The organism is Pseudoalteromonas prydzensis, assembly GCF_001661495.1.
Lineage (GTDB): Bacteria > Pseudomonadota > Gammaproteobacteria > Enterobacterales > Alteromonadaceae > Pseudoalteromonas > Pseudoalteromonas prydzensis.
This window is the reverse complement of sequence record NZ_BDDT01000010.1, coordinates 1-19,271: the sequence shown is the minus strand read 5'-3', so window position 1 is coordinate 19,271 and position 19,271 is coordinate 1. Positions and strand designations below refer to the sequence as shown.

At 40.9% G+C, this 19,271-nt stretch carries 19 protein-coding genes and 1 other RNA gene; 14 read left to right on the top strand and 6 right to left on the bottom strand.

The window, feature by feature from the left end; all coding sequences use genetic code 11:
- Nucleotides 1–37: 37 nt before the first annotated feature.
- The gene (locus tag A7968_RS15975; RefSeq protein ID WP_064667576.1) at nucleotides 38–934 is read right to left on the bottom strand and encodes a GGDEF domain-containing protein; all 897 of its coding nucleotides are present in this window, start codon (nucleotides 932–934) and stop codon (nucleotides 38–40) included.
- 150 nt (nucleotides 935–1,084) lie between these two features.
- Here A7968_RS15975 and A7968_RS15970 point away from each other — a divergent pair, with 150 nt between their 5' ends.
- Nucleotides 1,085–3,061 carry a monovalent cation:proton antiporter family protein gene (locus A7968_RS15970; protein ID WP_064667575.1) on the top strand — a complete coding sequence of 659 codons (1,977 nt, stop codon included), beginning with the start codon at nucleotides 1,085–1,087 and terminating at the stop codon, nucleotides 3,059–3,061.
- Between the two features lie 7 nt (nucleotides 3,062–3,068).
- Here the strand turns inward: A7968_RS15970 and A7968_RS15965 are convergent, their stop codons facing one another.
- Nucleotides 3,069–4,214 (bottom strand): patatin-like phospholipase family protein, encoded by a 1,146-nt coding sequence (locus A7968_RS15965; protein ID WP_064667574.1) that lies wholly within the window; start codon nucleotides 4,212–4,214, stop codon nucleotides 3,069–3,071.
- Nucleotides 4,215–4,385: 171 nt separating this feature from the next.
- Between A7968_RS15965 and A7968_RS15960 the strand changes: the two genes are divergently transcribed.
- From A7968_RS15960 to A7968_RS15935, 6 genes are all read left to right on the top strand, one after another.
- The gene (locus A7968_RS15960; RefSeq protein ID WP_064667573.1) at nucleotides 4,386–5,249 is read left to right on the top strand and encodes a DUF3014 domain-containing protein; all 864 of its coding nucleotides are present in this window, start codon (nucleotides 4,386–4,388) and stop codon (nucleotides 5,247–5,249) included.
- Nucleotides 5,250–5,380: 131 nt separating this feature from the next.
- Nucleotides 5,381–5,477: signal recognition particle sRNA small type (gene ffs / locus A7968_RS15955), an RNA gene on the top strand.
- A gap of 186 nt (nucleotides 5,478–5,663) precedes the next feature.
- Complete coding sequence (gene gmtY / locus A7968_RS15950) at nucleotides 5,664–7,133, top strand: gamma-mobile-trio recombinase GmtY (RefSeq protein ID WP_064667572.1); 1,470 nt, start codon at nucleotides 5,664–5,666, stop codon at nucleotides 7,131–7,133.
- The gene (gene gmtZ / locus A7968_RS15945) at nucleotides 7,130–9,718 is read left to right on the top strand and encodes a gamma-mobile-trio integrase GmtZ (protein WP_064667571.1); all 2,589 of its coding nucleotides are present in this window, start codon (nucleotides 7,130–7,132) and stop codon (nucleotides 9,716–9,718) included. The genes gmtY and gmtZ overlap by 4 nt, the downstream gene beginning before the upstream one ends.
- Nucleotides 9,711–10,352, top strand: a complete 642-nt coding sequence (gmtX, locus tag A7968_RS15940; protein WP_064667570.1) for a gamma-mobile-trio protein GmtX — start codon at nucleotides 9,711–9,713, stop codon at nucleotides 10,350–10,352. Before gmtZ ends, gmtX begins: the two co-directional genes overlap by 8 nt.
- A 90-nt stretch (nucleotides 10,353–10,442) precedes the next feature.
- A complete protein-coding gene (locus A7968_RS15935; protein WP_157586776.1) occupies nucleotides 10,443–11,177 on the top strand; it encodes a hypothetical protein in 735 nt (244 codons plus the stop codon).
- Between the two features lie 4 nt (nucleotides 11,178–11,181).
- Here A7968_RS15935 and A7968_RS15930 read toward each other — a convergent pair whose 3' ends face one another.
- From A7968_RS15930 to A7968_RS15920, 3 genes are read right to left on the bottom strand one after another with little or no spacing between them, the layout of a single operon-like run.
- Nucleotides 11,182–11,814 carry a hypothetical protein gene (locus A7968_RS15930; RefSeq protein WP_064667568.1) on the bottom strand — a complete coding sequence of 211 codons (633 nt, stop codon included), beginning with the start codon at nucleotides 11,812–11,814 and terminating at the stop codon, nucleotides 11,182–11,184.
- Between the two features lie 10 nt (nucleotides 11,815–11,824).
- Nucleotides 11,825–12,790 carry a hypothetical protein gene (locus A7968_RS15925; RefSeq protein ID WP_064667567.1) on the bottom strand — a complete coding sequence of 322 codons (966 nt, stop codon included), beginning with the start codon at nucleotides 12,788–12,790 and terminating at the stop codon, nucleotides 11,825–11,827.
- A gap of 56 nt (nucleotides 12,791–12,846) precedes the next feature.
- On the bottom strand, nucleotides 12,847–13,404 hold the full coding sequence (locus A7968_RS15920) for a recombinase family protein (RefSeq protein WP_064667566.1): 558 nt from the start codon (nucleotides 13,402–13,404) through the stop codon (nucleotides 12,847–12,849).
- A gap of 159 nt (nucleotides 13,405–13,563) precedes the next feature.
- Here A7968_RS15920 and A7968_RS15915 point away from each other — a divergent pair, with 159 nt between their 5' ends.
- From A7968_RS15915 to A7968_RS15900, 3 genes are all read left to right on the top strand, one after another.
- Nucleotides 13,564–14,295: a hypothetical protein gene (locus A7968_RS15915; protein ID WP_064667565.1), complete on the top strand. Its 732-nt coding sequence runs from the start codon at nucleotides 13,564–13,566 to the stop codon at nucleotides 14,293–14,295.
- 415 nt (nucleotides 14,296–14,710) lie between these two features.
- Nucleotides 14,711–15,166, top strand: a complete 456-nt coding sequence (locus tag A7968_RS15905) for a hypothetical protein (RefSeq protein ID WP_157586774.1) — start codon at nucleotides 14,711–14,713, stop codon at nucleotides 15,164–15,166.
- 170 nt (nucleotides 15,167–15,336) lie between these two features.
- Nucleotides 15,337–15,648: a hypothetical protein gene (locus tag A7968_RS15900; protein WP_157586772.1), complete on the top strand. Its 312-nt coding sequence runs from the start codon at nucleotides 15,337–15,339 to the stop codon at nucleotides 15,646–15,648.
- A 283-nt stretch (nucleotides 15,649–15,931) separates the two neighbouring features.
- Here the strand turns inward: A7968_RS15900 and A7968_RS23640 are convergent, their stop codons facing one another.
- Entirely contained in the window at nucleotides 15,932–16,069 is a 138-nt protein-coding gene (locus tag A7968_RS23640; protein ID WP_227008933.1) for a tyrosine-type recombinase/integrase, read from the bottom strand.
- A gap of 291 nt (nucleotides 16,070–16,360) precedes the next feature.
- Between A7968_RS23640 and A7968_RS15895 the strand changes: the two genes are divergently transcribed.
- The 4 genes from A7968_RS15895 to A7968_RS15885 all read left to right on the top strand — a co-directional run bounded on the left by A7968_RS15895 (nucleotide 16,361) and on the right by A7968_RS15885 (nucleotide 19,147).
- The gene (locus A7968_RS15895; RefSeq protein ID WP_208855846.1) at nucleotides 16,361–16,591 is read left to right on the top strand and encodes a hypothetical protein; all 231 of its coding nucleotides are present in this window, start codon (nucleotides 16,361–16,363) and stop codon (nucleotides 16,589–16,591) included.
- 103 nt (nucleotides 16,592–16,694) lie between these two features.
- Nucleotides 16,695–17,585: a PIN domain-containing protein gene (locus tag A7968_RS15890; RefSeq protein ID WP_084448226.1), complete on the top strand. Its 891-nt coding sequence runs from the start codon at nucleotides 16,695–16,697 to the stop codon at nucleotides 17,583–17,585.
- Between the two features lie 21 nt (nucleotides 17,586–17,606).
- Nucleotides 17,607–17,801 (top strand): hypothetical protein, encoded by a 195-nt coding sequence (locus tag A7968_RS23010; RefSeq protein ID WP_084448225.1) that lies wholly within the window; start codon nucleotides 17,607–17,609, stop codon nucleotides 17,799–17,801.
- A gap of 560 nt (nucleotides 17,802–18,361) precedes the next feature.
- Nucleotides 18,362–19,147, top strand: a complete 786-nt coding sequence (locus tag A7968_RS15885) for a restriction endonuclease (protein WP_064667560.1) — start codon at nucleotides 18,362–18,364, stop codon at nucleotides 19,145–19,147.
- The last annotated feature ends 124 nt before the right edge of the window (nucleotides 19,148–19,271 follow it).

The window sequence follows — 19,271 nt, the reverse complement described above, 5'->3', positions numbered from 1 at the left end:
AATAACGCCTAGTGGGGGGATGCTAGGCATTAAAATATCAATAAGCTCTTGCGCAATTTCTACCAGCGGCTTTTGCTTTGTACAGGCCTTTATCGGCACGGGCAAAAATGTTGTTTTCACAGTCTTGGCTACTTGCGAGTGTATAACCTATGCTGGTGGTTACTTGGTATTGCTTCATCAAATTTGATTCAGCCACTAAGCGCATGACTCGCTGAGCTATCACTTTGTTAGTGGTAAATTCAGGATCATCAATTAACACCGCAAACTCATCGCCACCAAAACGAAACACCGAATCAGTACCACGAATACTGCTACACAATACATTGGCAAATTCTTGTAGTACATCATCGCCAATTTTATGACCATAGTTGTCATTAACTTGTTTAAAGTTATCTAAATCTAACAACATTAAACTAAATTGCCGGTTTTGGCGGCGGCAACGCTCTAATTTTTGCGCCAAAATATCATTAAACTGACTGCGGTTATTAAGCCCTGTTAAGGTGTCTTTAGTCGCGAGTTTAAGTACCCGACTATACATTAACGCATTGCGTAACGGATAGACCAATGCGTTGTGTAAGCCAATTAACTTTTGCTCAATATTGCCTGTTAGCGGATACTGACAAAAATAGATAAGCTGACCTAAATGTTCATTATTTATTTCTAAATCAAATGAGTAAGGCGGTTTACTGTTATCGCTATCAGTAATTTGAGCCACACCAAGGGATGACTGAAACTGCAGCCCCGAAAAATTAATTATTTGTTTTGCATGCGCAGCGTAAATAGCGAGCAGCTCTTCTAAATTCAAGGTCGTTTGCAATTTTTCAAGCAAGCGATGAATAGCAGTAGGCTCATTATTACGGTAATGCTCTGCCGAAAACGGCAGAAACTCGCCACGTGCTGAGATCCGTTGCGTCAAAATATGGACATTTTCCACGGTTTTCTCCCCCTAGGAGTGTGTTGTTGCTTTTACTAAGCGATTTTTGTGCCACTATTCCAAACTGGCTGAAAAACAGATAGTTGCTATAGTTAATCTTGAAGTAGCTAAAATTTTGGTGGTTTTTCACGAAATAAAGGGGAGGTGTGTTTGCAAAGTATGTTGGCCCAAATATTTGGCTTATTACTGGCTGCTGTGGTGCTGGTATGGCTTTTTAAACGCATTGGCTTACCGCCAATCCTTGCCTACCTTGCTACGGGCGTTTTAGCCGGAAGCCATGGTATTGGCTGGATGGCGCAAAGTTATGAAATGCATTTTGTTGCCGAGCTGGGCATCGTTTTTTTATTGTTTAGCCTAGGGCTTGAGTTTTCTTTTGCTCGTTTAATGGCAATGCGTAATATTGTATTTGGTTTAGGCACGCTGCAAGTGGTGATCACTACAGTTGTGTTTATGCTGATTTTATTGCTCATGGGTTTATCTGTATTAAGTAGTTTTACTATTGCCACGCTAATGGCGCTGTCATCCACAGCGGTGGTGGTTAAATTATTAAAAGAATCTGGCGAGCTTAAACAGCGGCGCGGTCAACTCGCCATTGGTATGTTGTTATTTCAAGATATTGCCGTTGTTCCTTTACTCATTACCTTGCCGCTACTTGCACAAAGCAGTGGTTCAGAAGGCATTGCCTGGGCATTGGCTTTTGCGCTAACCAAAGGGGCGTTTGTTTGCCTATTGCTTTGGGCTATTGGCAAATGGGTGCTACCCAAAGTGTTTAGTGAAGTGGCGTTGATGCGCACTGAAGAATTATTTGTGTTAACCACCTTATTGGTTGCTTTATTTGCCGCAGGGCTAACTTATTTATTTGGTTTATCAATGGCATTAGGGGCTTTTTTAGCGGGGATGATGCTAGGCGAAAGCCAGTATAGGCACCAATTAGAAGCCGATATTCGGCCATTTCGCGATATTTTAATGGGGTTGTTTTTTGTCACCGTAGGCATGCAGCTCGATGTTTTATTTGTATTGGGTGTATGGTATTGGATTGTCGCGGCATTGGCGTTAATGTTGGCGCTAAAAATTGGCGTAATTACTTTTTTAGCGCAGTTAATGGGCGAGCGCAAACAAGATGCCGTTGCGGCCGGAATTATGCTGTGGCAAATGGGGGAGTTTGGTTTTGTATTAATTGCCCTTGCCACTAAGCATCAGTTATTGGCTTCAGATCATGCTTCATTTTTAATTGCCATTGCCGTTATGTCGATGGGGTTGACCCCTTATTTAATTGAGCGCACGCCTTGGTTATTAAAACAGTTTGGCCTGTTAAAAACTCCCCACAGTGAATGGATGCAGCAACCCAACAGTAGCACCTTGTATGAAAACCATGTGGTGATCTGTGGCTTCTCTCGAGTTGGACAAACGATAGCGCGTTTTTTAAAACCCGAAGCAATCGAATATGTCGCTGTTGAAAGTAATCCGATTCTTGTACAAGAAGCTAAAGCAGCTGGTGAGCCGATTATTTTTGGCCACGTAAAACAAAAAGATATTTTAAAATCAGCAGGGGTTGAACGAGCGCGATTAGTGATCATTACATTTACTGACTTTGAGCATGCGCAAATTGTTATTGATGCCATCAAACAAATAGCCCCGCAAGTAAAAATTTTAGTGCGAATGCGCGATGACAGTCAGTTAGAGGCGCTTAAAGAACTAGGTGTAACCGAAGTAGTGCCAGAAACACTCGAAGCGAGCTTAATGCTGGTATCGCATGTGTTGTCTATGTCGGGCGTGCCGATGTCGCGTATTGTTAGGCGAGTAAGCAAAGAGCGGCGTAACCGCTATCAATTTTTACATGGCTTTTTTGCCGGAGATCAATTTGATAGCGAAGAAAGTAACGCCGAGCGATTGGAATATTTGCACGTAATCGCATTGCCTGATCATGCTTTTGCTGTCGCAAAAAATATCGGCGAATTAGGGCTTGAAAAACGCCGCGTATCAGTACGGGCATTACGTCGCCAAGACCGCGAAATTGAGAGTCCATCAATGAACATTGTATTACTGGCCGGTGATATTCTGGTGCTACAAGGTAAACCTCGACGCGTAGAGCGAGTAGAGCGTTATTTACTCGATGGCAACGAATAGCAAACGTTTAACCTAATCCTAAAAACTCACGTATTTGCGGTAATTTCTCAAGACCATCTTTATAACCTATATCGATCAAATGCTGGGTGTAGCGTTTTTCGAACAATAAGTAACTGGTTAAACTCGATTGTGAACGTTTCTTAACCCCGATCATGCGCAGCAACACTTTAATTGCCAGCGGCATATCATCATAATATTGCGCGGCAATGGCATTAAAGTTTTCAGATGGATTGACCACAAAACTGTGTATTTGTTTTAGTTCTTGGTGTTTGTCACGCGCTGGCAGCAACCCCAAAGTGCGATTGATACGCTCTAAGCGCTCTAGATCAGATTGTAAGGTGTCGGTAAATACACTATCGAGCAAGTGACCTGCAATAGACGATAACCCCGGAAAATGAGGTAAATAGCCTGGTGGATGCGCTTCTTTAGGTTGCTCAACACCAATGATAAATATTTTTTCAGCACCCAAATGCACACTCGGGCTCAGAGGTGACAATTGGTGAACAGAGCCATCGCCAAAGTAGTGGTTATGCACATTGACACTCGGGAACACCATAGGAATAGCACTGGATGCCATTAAGTGTTCAACATTAATACGGGTTGCTTGGCCTTCACGTTTAGCGCGCTGCCACGGCGATTGTGTATTGGATTGAAAAAATGCCACAGAATCACCGGTGGTATAACTTGACGCGGTGATTGACAATGCATCTAAATAATTACGATGCAAATTACGCTCAATGCGAGATAAATCTAAAATCTCATTCAGCAACACCCGCAAAGGTTGATTATTCAATAAACTAGCGGGGGGATGGTTAATATGCTCAGATTGAAAGCTGGTTAATATATTACGGGTTAAATGACCAAACACACTGATAAAGTCACTTTTATAAACCATTGAAGTCGAAAAATTTTTCCAAACAGACTCCAGCTTTCGTACCGCTAAGTGCGCACAAGAGGCATAACAAGCCAACGCGGCAGAGTTAATTGCTCCTGCAGATGTGCCATTAATAATAGTAAATGGTAAGGGAGCTGTGCGCGGCATACTGTGCGCTAGGGCTTTAAGCACCCCAACTTGATAGGCTGCACGCGCGCCACCACCTGTTAATAGTAGCGCGACTTTAGGTTTATCTTGATTGACCTGCTTGATTTTCATAGTTGCAATTAAACCGTTGAGCGTCTTTACTTTATTTATTAACTGTAAGTCTTTAAGCTAGAAGAATCAAAGGATACCTTAGCTCTGAGAATAAAATTATCGCTAAGCAATGAATTATAGTAACTTAGTTGACTCTAAGTGTTGTGCATTTAAATTTTTTATGGAGTTCGTATGTCAGATCAATCACCACAGCCAGATACCGAAAAACGTCCATCAAATAATAATTTGCTGTTTGCAATCGGGGTGTTAGTTATCATCGCGTGCGTAGCAGGGTATGTTTTACTCAGCCCAAAAGAACAGCCACAGCCAATTGTTGAGCAAACAATTGACGAGCCAGTTATGACAGAATATCAAGCTCCAGAGCCCGAGGTTACAGAGCCTGAAACGCTACCTGAGCCAGAAGTCGTGACGCGTCCAGAGCAAAGACAGGTTGAACCAGAGCCTGAAGTTGCACCCTTACCAACACTTAACGAAAGTGACACCGTAGTTGTAGCCAGCATTGATGATTACTTAAGTGATCAAGCAATGAGCTTACTAATAACAGACGATGTTATTCGCCGTGGTGTGGTATTTATTGATAACTTAGCCAAAGGTAAAGTTGTTGCAAAGCATGCACCGGTGGAACGCCCTGAAGAAAGCTTTAGCGTGATCGAAGGTGATATTCTTACCATAGATCCAAACAGCTATGAGCGTTATACCCCTTATGTAAAAATATTCACCAGCATGAGCGCAGCACAAATCGTGCGTTTATACGATGAGTACAAACCGCTTATTAATGATGCGTATGCAGAAATTGGCTATCAAGGTGATGCGTTTAATCAAACACTTGAAGAAGCGATAGACCTATTACTGGATACTCCAGAGCCAAAAGGGGATATGCCGTTGCTACGTGATTCAGTAACTTATCAATATGCTTACTCAGAATGGGAACGTCTACCAGCCGCTCAAAAGCAACTGCTGCGTATGGGCCCAGAAAACATGAAAAAAGTAAAAGCAGTACTGCGTAGCGTAAAAGCAGAGTTAGAGAAACAATAAAATCGTTTAAAAAACAGTGTGATTGTATGTTTAACATGCAATCGCACTTTCTTTTTGTGTTTACCCTTGAATAACACCACAAAAGTAGAGATAATCCTTCCCGCGCCAACCAAGGCCCTCAATGGTAGTCTTATTGGTCCTCTCGCAACACTAGCAGGCGAACCTGGTCAGGCCCGGAAGGGAGCAGCCACAGTTTGTGACGTGTGTGCCGAGATGTGGCTGGTAAGACTGCCACCCAAATTCCTCATTTGGTGTTGTTTGAAGTATAAGTTTTATTAATAGCTTCCAAAAGTATACTAAAACATACTAATTCCTTTTTAGATCCAATTAAAAAATAAATCTCAGTTCATTAGATCAATAGTACTTCTTATACTAATCTACTAAAACTCCTCAGCACTAATTGGTTTAGGTACCGTGTTAGTCAAAGTTCTTGCGCAAGTTAAAACAGATAATTCAGGCTTATTGATTGAAGTACCTGTGTTGCTTAGCGAATATGGTGTATTCGATCCCTTACTTGATTACATTATAAGTCAGTCGCACATTAAAAGTTTGCCATGGATGAATCGCATTACGTTTGCTTGCCAGCTTTTGCTCGAGTACATGGAAGCCAATACAGGATTATTTTCAGACGCCAGCAAGTTATTTCAATCATTTGTAATGCGTTTATCGTTGGGTTCCATTAGCCCTAAGGGGAATGATCCATCGGGTTTATATTGGTTACCTCGCTCTACAGCAAATGTAAATCAACTTTTATCTGCGCTAAATGGCTTAACGGATTGGCTCGCCAATAACAGAAATACAACCAGCTTAAACCCATTTGAACAAGCCAGCTCTCATCAAGAACGCCTTAACTATGCTGCATGGTACAAACGCAATCAGTACAACTTTTTAGGCCATATCAAAAGTAACCCTTTACCCAGTGTGCTTAAAACCGTACGCAAGGTACGTGGTAAAAAGGATGTGCTAAAGGTTGACGGTGATGCCATTTCATTTCCAGAAAAGCTCTTTAAACTCTTTTTTATTGAAGGTTTAGGCAAAGCCAGAGATAAGCGCGTGGCACTGCGTGATCAGCTTATTGTGTTGCTGATGCATGGCACCGGTGTACGAGAAAGTGATGCTTTACACCTTTGGGTGGATGATGTGTTTTACGACCCAGAAAACCCCAGTGGTGTGATAGTACGTTTGTACCACCCCGAAGATGGCAGAGCACCAAATAACTGGACTGGCCGCAAACGACAAAAAACACGCGCAGCGTATTTGTCTGAGAACTATAACTTAATTCCTCGTAACCGCATGACGGGTACCGCTCGAGTTGGCTGGAAAACCAAAGTGGTTGATGATGACGAAAACTACATTCAACTGCACTGGTTTCCAGCCTTTTACGGTGAGCTATTTGCCAAGTTGTGGCAGCAATACTTACTTTACCTATTACCGTTGCCAAGAATGCACCCTTACGCATTTGTATCGTTTTCACAAACACACGAAGGTCAATCGCTCACCCTAAATGCGTTTAACCAAAGTTATAAAGCGGCCATGGCTCGTATCAACCTTGTTGTATCAAAACCTGAAGGACGAACCCCACATGCCCATCGTCATGCTTATGGCAGACGTATGTCGAGTGCGGGCATTGATCCAAGGCTGATCAAAAAGGCACTCCACCACGCTTCGTTTTTATCACAAGCAGTATATACCCAACCGAGTATTAGAGATGTGACGTTGGCATGTGAAAGAGCGTCAAAAAACCTTGATGGCCAACACTATGCCGAGTTTAAAGAAGACGTCAGCGTGAGCTGGCAAAACGTGACGGAATCAGGCTTTGAAGATATTGACCCAGATGGGCTATTTAGCGGTAAGTACCCTAAATTAAGGAGATATAAACCATGAAAACACAGGATTATGAGTTCAATTGGTTTATCAAGAAAAACGGTTCTGGCTGGGAGACTTGGCGGGAACTGGCCTCAACTTGGCTTGAACAAAAGCAATACGGCATTGATCATTCACGCGCCGCAATCGCTCGCTTTTTAGATGAATACCTGGTACCGCGATTTATTACCGATCCCATTGAGCTATTTACACTGGCAGATCAAGACTACAACAAATTTCTTATGTCGTTTGAGCTGAACGAAGGCTACCGTGTTAGGCAAAACAACGATGTATGCCGCTTTATTGATTGGATAATTGATACCTACTACTCAGAGCCAGATGATAATGGCGATCTTGTGCCGCTATTTCAAAACCCCTTTGATAAAGAACAAAGCCCTGTAAGAAGACAGGAGACTGTCTACAACGCTTTACCCTACGCCTATATTAAGCAACTGCGCAGCATATTATGCCCCGCGCCTCGGGGTCACTTTAAGCAATGGCAGTGGGCCATCGACTACAGTGAGCTCTTCTTCACCAACGCTCGCTTTTTAAAAGACTGGATTTTGGTTGATGAATCGGTGATAGACAAAGCAGACCCCGATTGTGTTTGGCAAAAACACACGCTAGATAAACAGCGTCAGATAAGAATAGATGGTGCACTAAGAACCCTAGAAAAGGGTGACAGCATTTACTTAATTTGGTCACCTGTTCGTGCCATGGCTTTGTATCTTAAATTGCAGCTACCTTTACGAACCTTTCAAGTACGAATGCTGGACTCGGGTGAGGCTGATACATGGCGTTACAGCAATGGCGAGTGGCAAATGAATGAGCAACATCATTTTGCTGAAGGCAGCGATAAGCGCCCATGGCAAAAAGGGGTATTCCACCGCATTATTACGCCAGATATTGGTGATGTGATGACGGGTATGTACATAAACACCAATAAAACCGCTGATAGAAACAAAGATGAAATAACTCGGGGATACATGATCCCGTGGCAACACGAAGAGGTGTTGTATTGGTTAGAAAAGCTAAGAAACTGGCAAGAAAAGTACAACCCAATCAACAAGCCTACGTCAATTTATGACTTGGATTACAAGCACTTTGGTAGCACTAAAACCAAAATTCAGCGCAGTGAAATTGGTGATATTTGCTTTTTGTTTCGCAATGCTGCTGCGTATCGTAAGCGCGAACGTTGTATGCCAATTACTGACGGTTATGTTAACGCACTTTGGGTGGCTTTGCTTGCTCAACTCGAGCACGATGTGGCGAAAAAAGAGCATACTTTAAGAGATGGTGCCAAAGTGCATTTTGTTGACCCTAAAAATGCCAGAAGGCCGCTATTTCCTTTGCATGCATTACGCGTTTCTTTGATCACTTGCTACGCCATTGAGGGGGAAATACCCACACCGATATTGTCAAAGCTGTTGGTTGGCCACAGTCGTTTGATCATGACTTTGCACTACACCAAGCTCACGCCTGTGATGATGGCCAAGAAAATGCGCGAGGCCGAAGGCAAAATAATCGACAAAGAAGACGATAGTCTACAGTCATTCCTAGCCAATAAATCCATTGAAGAAATCGGCTTGCAAGCCGCGTTTAAAGACATTGAATCGCTACAAACTGCATTGAGAGTGCGCAACCCAGCTGGGTGGCAAGAAAAGTCGATAGGCATTTGTTTAGCAGGAGGCAACACCTCGCCCTTGGTTGAACATGCCTCTATTGCTGGGTGCTGGAATGGCGGCGATAAACTAAAAAAAGCGAATCGAAACCAAGCCGATCTTCACGCGCCAGTACCCCATGGCATTGAAAACTGTATTCGCTGCCGCTGGTTTATTACCAGCATCCGCTATATTCAATCGCTTACGGCTCATTTTAATAACCTAAGTTATCACGCCACAGAAGCGGCCAAAATTGCTGCGGAGCTTGAGGGCGAGCAAGCGAGTTTGTTGGATGAAGAATACTTTTGCGAAGTAAACAGCACTCCATTTAGCAAGCGCGACCAGCTAAACAGTATAGACAGGCGTATTGAGCGACACAAAACCGAAGCCGATGAATACTGCAAAGACTTAGTAGCGTGTTTTCAGGTGATCCGTAAGGTACTAAGTATCGAGCAAAATCGGGAAGAACACGACCGCAAAGACAAAGTGATTGCGCTTGGCTCGGCAGAAGACATATCACCATTCTTTAGCTTTTTAGACACGAAATCTGAGTTTAGGCAGCTGATCCAAATCTGCGATGACGCAGAAGTATTTGCAGACTTAAAAGATGACTTAAAGAAAACCACGGCCATTAATCACAGATCAAACATACTAAACACTATGCTGATGCGCATGGGCTACCAACCAATCTTGATGCAGCTTGACGACGAAGCACAGCTTAAGCTTGGCAATGTGATGGTCAATGCCATGCTAAATGCCACGAAAGAACCAGATAAAAGTAAAGCCATGACAATGCTTTCAACTTACCTTGATACTGAAGCTTACTTAAAAGACGCAGGCCTGCTCGAGCAAGGTGTACAAGCGATTGAAAGTAATACAGGCATTAGCATCAGAACATTGGCAAACATGGCAACAGCCACTTTAGGAGTAAAGAAAAATGGCTAATCCAGTCGACCCAACCCTAGTGCTGCAAGAGCTATGCGCAAGCGCCACCACAAGAACTGCCAATGCTTTAACGGTATTGAATGCTGTGCTTGAGCAACAAAGTAAAATAACGCCTCTCGACTTTTCCATGGCAACGATCGGGCGGTTGTCAAAAGAGCAAGGCGGCCCATCAACACAAACCATCCGTAATCGCACAGGAAAGCATTTTCAGCAATTAATTGAGGCTTGGGCAGCTTATGCAGGCACAACGTGTAAAAAGCCGCTCTCAGTACGCCAAAAACAGTTATTGAACAGCAATGACCAACATATTTTGGATGCCATCGACGACCCAGTGATTAGAGCCGTAGTAGGGTCATTAATTGCTGAACGTAACAAATACCGTGACCAGCTCAATACATTAAAAGCCAACTCTGACTTGTTTATAGACAGAACTAAAGGCGATAAAACCAACACCACACTTGAAAACAAACAACTGGTACCGCTGGAAGTTGAAGCCATTAAAGCGGCAATTTCTGATGAACTTTTCAATAAACAAGGCTGGGAAGTTATGCCTACTGGCCAAGTCAAAGATGCTGATGGAAATGAAATCTATAAGCGTGGGTATGTTCACGGGGTGAGGAAGCTGTTGCGATGAAGTTTTAAATAAACTTGAAAGTTTAGTATTCTGGCAAGCAAGAGAAATTACTTTTAATAAGTGACTATTTTAGAGTCGAAGATGGTAAGTATGAACCAATATTATAAACACCAAATACAAGAGTTTTACCGGTCTTTTCTAGAGCGTTCATTTGATCAAAAAGACATTGCGAATTTCTATGTGATGTCTAGAGACTATGCGAGGAAAAACAGTGTGATTCGTGAAATAGGTGACTTTTTAGCTCATCCAGATAAAAAAGATCGTGGTATTGTTTTAAGGAGTATCACTGATGTGATGCCACTTTTTGAGGCTGAAGTAGAGGATTATAGGGCAGGAATTGAGAGAAGCTTTGAAGAGAGGCCAAGGTTCAAAAGTCTGGAAAGCGATATCATTATTGAGGATATTAAACTTATTTTCGACCAAGCTAATATCAGGTCGGGCTCTATAGATAAAAATGATGGTAACTTCCGAGATTTTCTTTTTTGTACAATATTTTTATTAAGCACTTTCGCAATACAATATAAAGATCAGAGGCTTAATCTAGAAGCTATATACTCCCATAGCCTCACATTACAAGTTAGCTGCGAAAGTGTGAAGTTTGACAGAAACTTTGTACTGTTGCCTATCTTATTTCTCCCTAATGTATGGATAAACTGCCCTTCGACTATTGTACATAAGCACCACTTAAAAAGGCATATAGCCAGGAGGTTTAAGCAGGGCTTTTTAGCGGCTGTGCCTTATGAATTAGATAAACTTCATAGAGAGAAGCTCATTAGTAGCTCAAGTTTTACTAAAGGAGAAATCTGGCCATTACCAGATTACTAGTGGTTCAACTAACGGCCTTGATAGTTTTTGTTTGAGCAAATATCTCCGCTCCATATTCAATGATCACTTCTTGCTCTTTGTCTGAAGCATCAAAATAGATAATTTTGTCTCTTGAAACAACACCTTTAACAACTATACCTTGAATCTTATCTTTATATACTTCGTGGGCAAACTTTTTAGCTATTTGTCGATCTATGGTCCAAGACTGTGCAAAGTTTTTACTTGCAAACTCATCTGGTGATAAACCACGATATATCGTTACTTCTTCTTCAAGCATTTCAATATCTGACGTAGTCGGTACGTCTTCGCGTTTAATTCTGACGGGGGGTGCCCCCCACTCAGCTTGCTTGCTTTTGAACAGTTCAAATACGCCTCCGGAATAAAACCTTTTTAAATTGTTAAAAAGCTCAAAAGCCCAATTACACAGTTCTGATTCTATGGAGTAAGATGCGTACTTTTGCTGCCAAAAATCTCTAAAAGCGAATTTTGGCTCTGTTTTTGACTCGCAATCAAAGCTATCTAAAACGTCTGCGAAAACTCTGTAATCATCACCAAACTTTTTATGTAAGCTTTTAAAGTATTCATCAGAGTCAATTCTCATTTTTTCAAGAAGGTTTTTTGATTTGTCGCTAATCATATCGTTTGCCTTAACCAATTATAATAAGGTGATCGCAAGATGGGCATGGCGTTTCATCAACAGAGTAAGGAACATCTGTACTTGAGCGTTGCCAAATATTCGTACAGTAGCCACATCTAAACCATCTCTTTTCGTATTGTTTTGGTGCGGGATTTAGATCAATAATTTCCCTAAAAGCACGTGTCGGTTTTCTTTTATAGCGGGGGTTTTGCTGAAATCCATAAACTGGGTCATATACCGGCTCGATCTCTTCTGCCAGTTGCTGTTGTTCCTCCCACTTAAGTTGTGCTTGTTCCTTTTTAGCGAGTTGTATTTTTTGATTTTTACTACGATAAAACTCTGTAAACCTTTGTGTTTGCTGTGGGTAGTAATGCCAATGCTTGATGCTTTGCTTCTCAAGTAATTCAGATTCAACTTGCTCTCTGTAGCCATTTACTTTGCCTTCAACGTACTTTCTAAAATCCTTCACGTCGACAACTACAATGGCGGACTTTTGGTTGTATGTAGAGCTAAATTGGTAAGAAGAGCTCTCTAGCGTTAAAACAAGGGTGATGTCGAAGTCATTAGTGTGTAGGATCGCAATTTCGTTTTGCGCGCTTTCAATAGCTGGGTTTAATGTTATTTGAGATTGATATTCGTATACCTTCTCTTCAGTGAGCAACACACCTTCATCGGATTTATCACTGTTTGGAAAACCAACATATCGAGGGAGGTGAATGCTAGAATTGGTAGCAAGTATATTACGGCACAACCAAAAAATAGCGCGTTTATAACTTATCTCACATGGCTTATCTTCGGAGTTTACTTTCGGTGCATGTTTGAAGTGATCGCGTCTTATGTTCGTTTTATACTTGTGCGCGGAAAGAGGCATATCGCAGCTGATGCAAAAACAATTGCATTCTAAACCGCTTTCTACTTCATCGACAAATGCGAGCGAGCCATTTTTATCTTTAGCAAATGGTATCAATATTTCCACTGTTATTCCTTTTTCACAAGCAGATAGCAAAGCTAAGTATGTTATACCTAGTTAATTCATTTGTTAATATCTTGATTGATAACTTTATAAACTGTGTTTCTTGAAACGTTTACTGTGCTTGCTATTTGGCTGACCGGTGTAGCTTTTGCGCGTAGCGATAAAATGCTTTGTTTGGTGTTGTCTGATATTGGTTTTCTGCCTTTGTATTTACCCGCTTTTTTAGCGGCTTCGATGCCTTCGAGTTGGCGCTCTTTTCTAATATTGAGTTCAAACTCTGCGAACACGGCGAGCATATCTAGAAAAGCTTTTCCTGAAGCAGAGTCGGTTGAGATGGGTTGCTCTAGCGCTTGTAGCTGAATCTCATTGGATTTTAGGTGGTACACTAAGGTTTGTAAGTCGAGTACGGAACGAGCGATACGGTCGACTCGAGTCACGATTAAGGTATCACCGGCACGAAGGTAGTCAAGTAGGGCTTGAAACCCATCACGTTTGGTATTCGATGCTGATGCCATGTCGGTAAACACCCTGTCACAACCAGTTTCCTCAAGTTTGGCTACTTGTAGATCTAAAGACTGATCTGTGGTCGAAACTCGCGCATATCCAATCTTACTCATGGCAATTGTTCATTTAGCATCTAGACTAAATAAACATAGTGCGTACTAACGCTTTAAACCACCCTAAATGAACACTTTTAGCCTGTTTTGGTGATGTTCAATTAGGGTATACGCTATTTGAACTTGTGCTTTACCGTCGTTTTAGGAAATGCCACCATAATGGACTTGCAAAACCCCGACCTGATTTTAGTTAAACGCCTATCGGAGCATTCATGCTCCTACTTTGCGGTTGAAAGCATTGCGGGTAGTGATGTGGTGTTGACGGATATTGAAAGCGGTGGGCGGTTTAATTTTGCAAAGCCAAAACTTGAACAACTGGTTTCAAACGGTCAGCTTAGAACCATTGCGCGGCGTGAGCTACCAACCAAGCTAAGCTTTAAACCACTCAGTACCGTTAAAAAGCCTAAAGCAGAAACTGCGGAAGATGTTGCATCAAAAAAAGAAATGCAGCGACGTTATAGGTATGTGCAAGGCGCAATTGAACAAAGCGTTCCAGCCTATACCGAGAAATGGTTAACCCCGTATATTGCGCAAAAGGCGGCGGAGATAAACGACAGTGGCCCACCGTCATGGCGCACGCTAGCCTATTGGAACAAAGCCTTTGTGGAAAGCGGCTGGGATAAACACGCACTGATGCCCAAACATAAGGCCAAAGGCAACCGAACCAAGCAACTGCCTCAAGAAGTCCATGATCTCATTGATGAAGTGATAAACGAATACCTGCGCACGCATACCGTGATGAGGTACCAGAAGGTGTATGACCAGTTTCTTGAACAGCTTGATACGCTTAATGCAGAAAGACGTGAGGCTGATTTAGTTGAGCTAAAGCCATGCAGCTATAGGTGGATAGTGAATAGGTTGCAGAATATGGAAAATAAAGTAAAGTCTTAATTTATTTAGATATGTGTTTTTAAATAGCTCTTAAAAGAGTGTACTTAGGCTGATGGGGGAGGTAGGCCAAGGTTCGATTCCTTGGGCGTTTGTTGGCTCCGTAGCCCTTATTTTTGTGCTTATTCGATATGCAAGTATCCAAATGGTCCTATCAACCACGGCAGGCAAATTTAAGGAGGTGTCTATGGCAAAAACATTAAAAGCTCGTGCTCGTATTCTTTTCAGTTCAATGTTCGAAACAACTTGGGCTACTGGGGTCGGCTACGCTGCTGGTCACCTATCGACCTAAGTGCATTTAGCATTTATAAAACTGTGGATGCAAAAACTGTAGGCTTACGCTCCTTCGTCATTTATCGTAGTCTACAATTCCTCGCCGTTTATTCCGACATTAACAATTACTTGAGTTCGGAGATATATGAGCATTTCAATGTTGGAAATAAGTAAAACGGCAATGTATGAAGGAGAGTTTAAGGATCGTCGAATAGAATTTTCAGAATCGTGTAAATGGCTATCCGAAGAGCTGGGTTTTCCGTATAAAAGTACTCGAATGGGAGACTATGAACGTTTGCTAAAAACTTTTGTTAACCCTGGAGCTAAAGTACCAACGGAACAGGACTTAATTGATGATTTTTATCATTTTATGCAAGCTGCGACCGAGGCATGTCAGATTATCCGTTTATGGAACACTTTTAAAGATGGTAAGCACGAGGGTTTAAAAGATCGTATCAAGCATGTTATGTCAGGTAAGAGCTTGCGGGCCGAAGCAATCAAGAAGAATGCAAAGGGGGAAAATGATGACCCTGCACGAGACTTCGCGTTTGAACTGAATATTGCCTCTAGGTTTCTCAAGGGGGATATGAAGTTGATTTAACAGATGACTGTGATGTTGTTGTCAATATAGGTAAAGATAAGTTGTACGTAGAGTGTAAACGTATCAAGTCCATAAAGAAATTAGCCTCTCGTATTAAAAAAGCATCAAGTCAGATTGATACACGCATTGGTGCGAATCGAAAAAACAAGTATGGTTTGATAGCATTGGACGTGACTGATGTACTTTTGCCTGAAGGTACAGTAGCCGCAACTAGTAATGTGCATTTATATGATATGGAAATACAAAGAGCAATTACGGATTTCGCTAAAGAGCAGGAACATGTATCCACCAAAAATGCAGGTCGCAATGTAGCTGGCATTTTATTTGAATATAACTCTAGTGCATTTTTTCCTCATGAAGAGAAGGAGCCTTCGTTAGGCTTTGGGCGTTCTGCTTGTATGTATAGGCATGCCAGCCAAAATAAAAAGTCATTGGCTTTAGTCTCTGGCTTTACTGGAAAAATTGCTAACCAAAATCTGTAGAGTTGTAATTTAAAGGGCGCAAAATAGCTGGTTAGTACAAGCCTGAAAGGTAAACTAACACTGAATTCTGAACGCCCTCACTACTAATATTTTACTACCGTATATTATTGTTTTACATTACTATTATGAATTTAGTACACTTTCCACTATAAATTTATAAGTTACTTCAAACAACATTGGGTGTTGTAAATTTCCCTTTTTAATTATCTAAAAATCACCAATACTATGTTCTCACAATGCGCTTTTTGCTGAATCCTCATCAAAATTGTAATGGCATCATTTTTTAATCAAAACCAATATCTTTCACTCTTAATTGCACCGCTTCCATTACTCTTAAACCACTACCATACATAAGGCCTGCAATAAGATAATAGCGTTTATTTAAATGAGCCATTAATATTTTGACTTCTTCTGGGGTCATCACGACTGGCAGTTTTGCTTGTTTTTTACTGCGAGCAAAATTTAAGTTTAACGACAGCTCATTTTTAATTATGTGCTTATATAAAAATGAGCGACGAGCGCTTTTTCTCTTTTCTGAATATCTTTAATACCAATAAAAAATTATAGTTGGCAATGCATTAAGTTATTTGTTAATAATAGATTTATTATATACATGGGCGTGACATCGGCAGAAAGATGCGTGCCGCATAAATACTAAAATGTTAAGGGGCTTTAGCTCCAAATCAAAGTAGTATCAACTAAAGAGGAAGTAATGATGGAACGTTATAAAAACTTGGGGGGTAACTCGAATGTGGTTGCATACGAAATTGGAGCAGGCGAAATCACCGTTCAGTTCGGAGATGGCTCAGTCTATCTATACACGAATCAAAGTGCAGGTGTAGCCAGCATCAACGAAATGCATAGGCTAGCAAGAGCTGGGCAAGGCTTAAATAGCTATATCGGTAGAGTAGTCAAAAAGGGGTATGCTAGAAAAATCAGGTAAGTAGCCCTTAACAATCGCAGTCACGGCGACGGCTTTTTCGTTGCGGCTGCGCCTTCACTACAAAGCCGCGCGTGCTGCGGGCGTTATATCACTAAGGAAACTCATGAGCACTGAACTAGAAAGTAGATTGGTATTTGTTGATACTTCAGCATATGAAAGTAAAAACTATCAATTTAATGAGCATGCCCTGGGTAAGCTTTGTGACTTTCTTGAATCTGAAAGACTTCACCTTCTTATTACACAAATTACGATCAATGAAATAAAAGCTCATTTATTATCAAAAGCAGAAGAATCGGCTAGAGCTATAAAGAAAATACAAAAAGACGCTATGTTCTTAAGAAATACTCCGGAGCTTGCTTGCCACGGCATTTTTGAAAAAGTAAAAGCTGAGGATATTAATAAAATTGCTTTGGAAAAATTTGAAGAGTTTCTTGATAAGAGTTCAGCCGAAATTGTAGATATAAAAAATGTAGATGCATCAATTGTTTTCGATAAGTACTTTAAGTCAGAACCTCCATTTGGTGGAGCAAATAAAAAATCTGAATTTCCTGACGCATTTGTACTTGAAGCGGTAGCCAAAGTAAGCAAAGATCGGGGGCATACTTTATATGTCATTAGTGATGATGGCGATATGGAAAAATATGTTGACACTTTAGATAACTTGATTCATTTAAAGAGAGTTGATGACCTATTAGATTTGGTTGTTAGAAAAGAAGAAGAATTAAAAGAGCCAGTAAAATTTGCAGATAGTATTCTTGAGCAGCTAGAAGATAATTTAATTGAAAGTGCCAGAGAGATAATTAGCTCATCAGAATTTTATTCAGATGAGGCGAATGAGTTCGATGATGAAATTTACCAAATAGATATTGAGTCTGTTCGTATAAACCACAAAAATATAATTTCAGTCTCAGATGAACATGTTGAGTATGAAGTTGATTTTGAAGTAGTCCTAAAAGCTCACTATTCAATTGCTGATTACGATCGTTCCCCATGAGATCCGGAAGATAAAGTCTATATGTTTGTCCTGCATAACGATATTGTTAAAAAGCACACTGAAGTGTTTTCAGCCTATGTAAATATTGATTATATGGATGGTATTAGAGCAAATGCAGAAGTTTCAGAGTTAGACTTTACTGATTCTGCATTTGAACTAAATGAAGATAATAGTGAAACGATTAGTGTCAAATATTTAGATTTAAGTGGTGAATAAGATCAAAGATTTAGCTTGGTGTTGCCGTGATATAACACATATGAGCCTTAACTCTATCAATAGGCACTAGTATTTTTTTTGACCGTTTTAATAAAGTGACGGTCCATTCAAAATCAACTCTAATTCAATAAGCAAATTCGTTTACTTCGTCTGTCGATGCGGCTGTTAAGCAAGTAGCTTATATTATGAGCGCTGCATTTGTTTATTTTACTCTAAAGCCAGCGTCTCTGAGCCTCTTTGTGAATAATTCACTAAACCTTTTGCACAAAGAGAAGTAAATGAGGATTATCTTGAAGGCTAATATTGATACGTGAAAACACTTTGCATTAATAAAGGTAAGCTACAACCTCTCCAAATAAGCCACTCAAACATCTGTAATACCTTGCAAAAAGCCAATTAAAGCAACAGCAAATCCTCTTTTTATATTTGACGTAAAATCGAAGTAACTAATTGAATCAAAATAGGAACTCGGCTATGGTTAATCCATCAATAAAAATAAATTAAAAACGAGTTATTCTACAGGCTCGTTATATCCACTCAAGAATTTAAGAAGGTATTTAATGAAGAAAGGTACGGAGTTTGAGGATTATATTCATTTCGTATATAGCACTCTACTAAATCTAAGAGGCGAAAAAATACGGGTTTCCAAAAGAACTACTTTTCAAGTGCCGCCCGATGAGTCATATGAAATTGATATTTTTTATGAATTCGAAAATGTAGGTGTGAAACATCGTGTTGCTATCGAATGTAAAGATTGGAAAAACCCTGTAGATCAGGGGAAAGTGTTAGAGTTTCATCAAAAAATCAAGAACATTGGTGAGGACATTGTTGGTGTATTTGTTTCAAGAACCGGCTATCAATCTGGAGCAATAAAAGTCGCTAAGAGGCATGGAATTCTCACTCTTACTGCAGATGATGTGCCTACTATATTCGACGTTCTATCAAGGCATATTACGACAAGCTTTATTCCTGAAGATCACTGTACTGGTGAACCATTTTGGTATATCGCTGAGTTAAAGGAGCCAAATGGACAGCCAACTGGGACTCTATATGCTTTTCCAAAAGGTAGCCCTATAGACTTACCTTTATTTATATCCAAAAAACATGCAGAAGCAGTGCATCGATCATTGCCTGATAAGCAATACTTTAAAGTGTATGGTTTGGCTCAGCATAAACTTAGAGGACTTTTGGCTTTTAGTATTGCTCAAAAAAAGACATTCGCAATAGTCGTTGATTACCCAACAGATAGTGGTGACCTTAAGACAGTTCCATTGACGGCAAAAGAGGTAAAAGACCAGTATCTTCTATTGGATTATCCCAAGGAGCTGGAGAAAGAGTGGGTATAATCGGGTAGCCGGAGGTCTCTAACCTCCAGCCCCCACACCACCCATCATGCGGGTCCGCAATGGGCGGTTCATCTCCCGTAATGAATGTTGATCCAAATATCTCTCAATGACACTAAACCTTGTG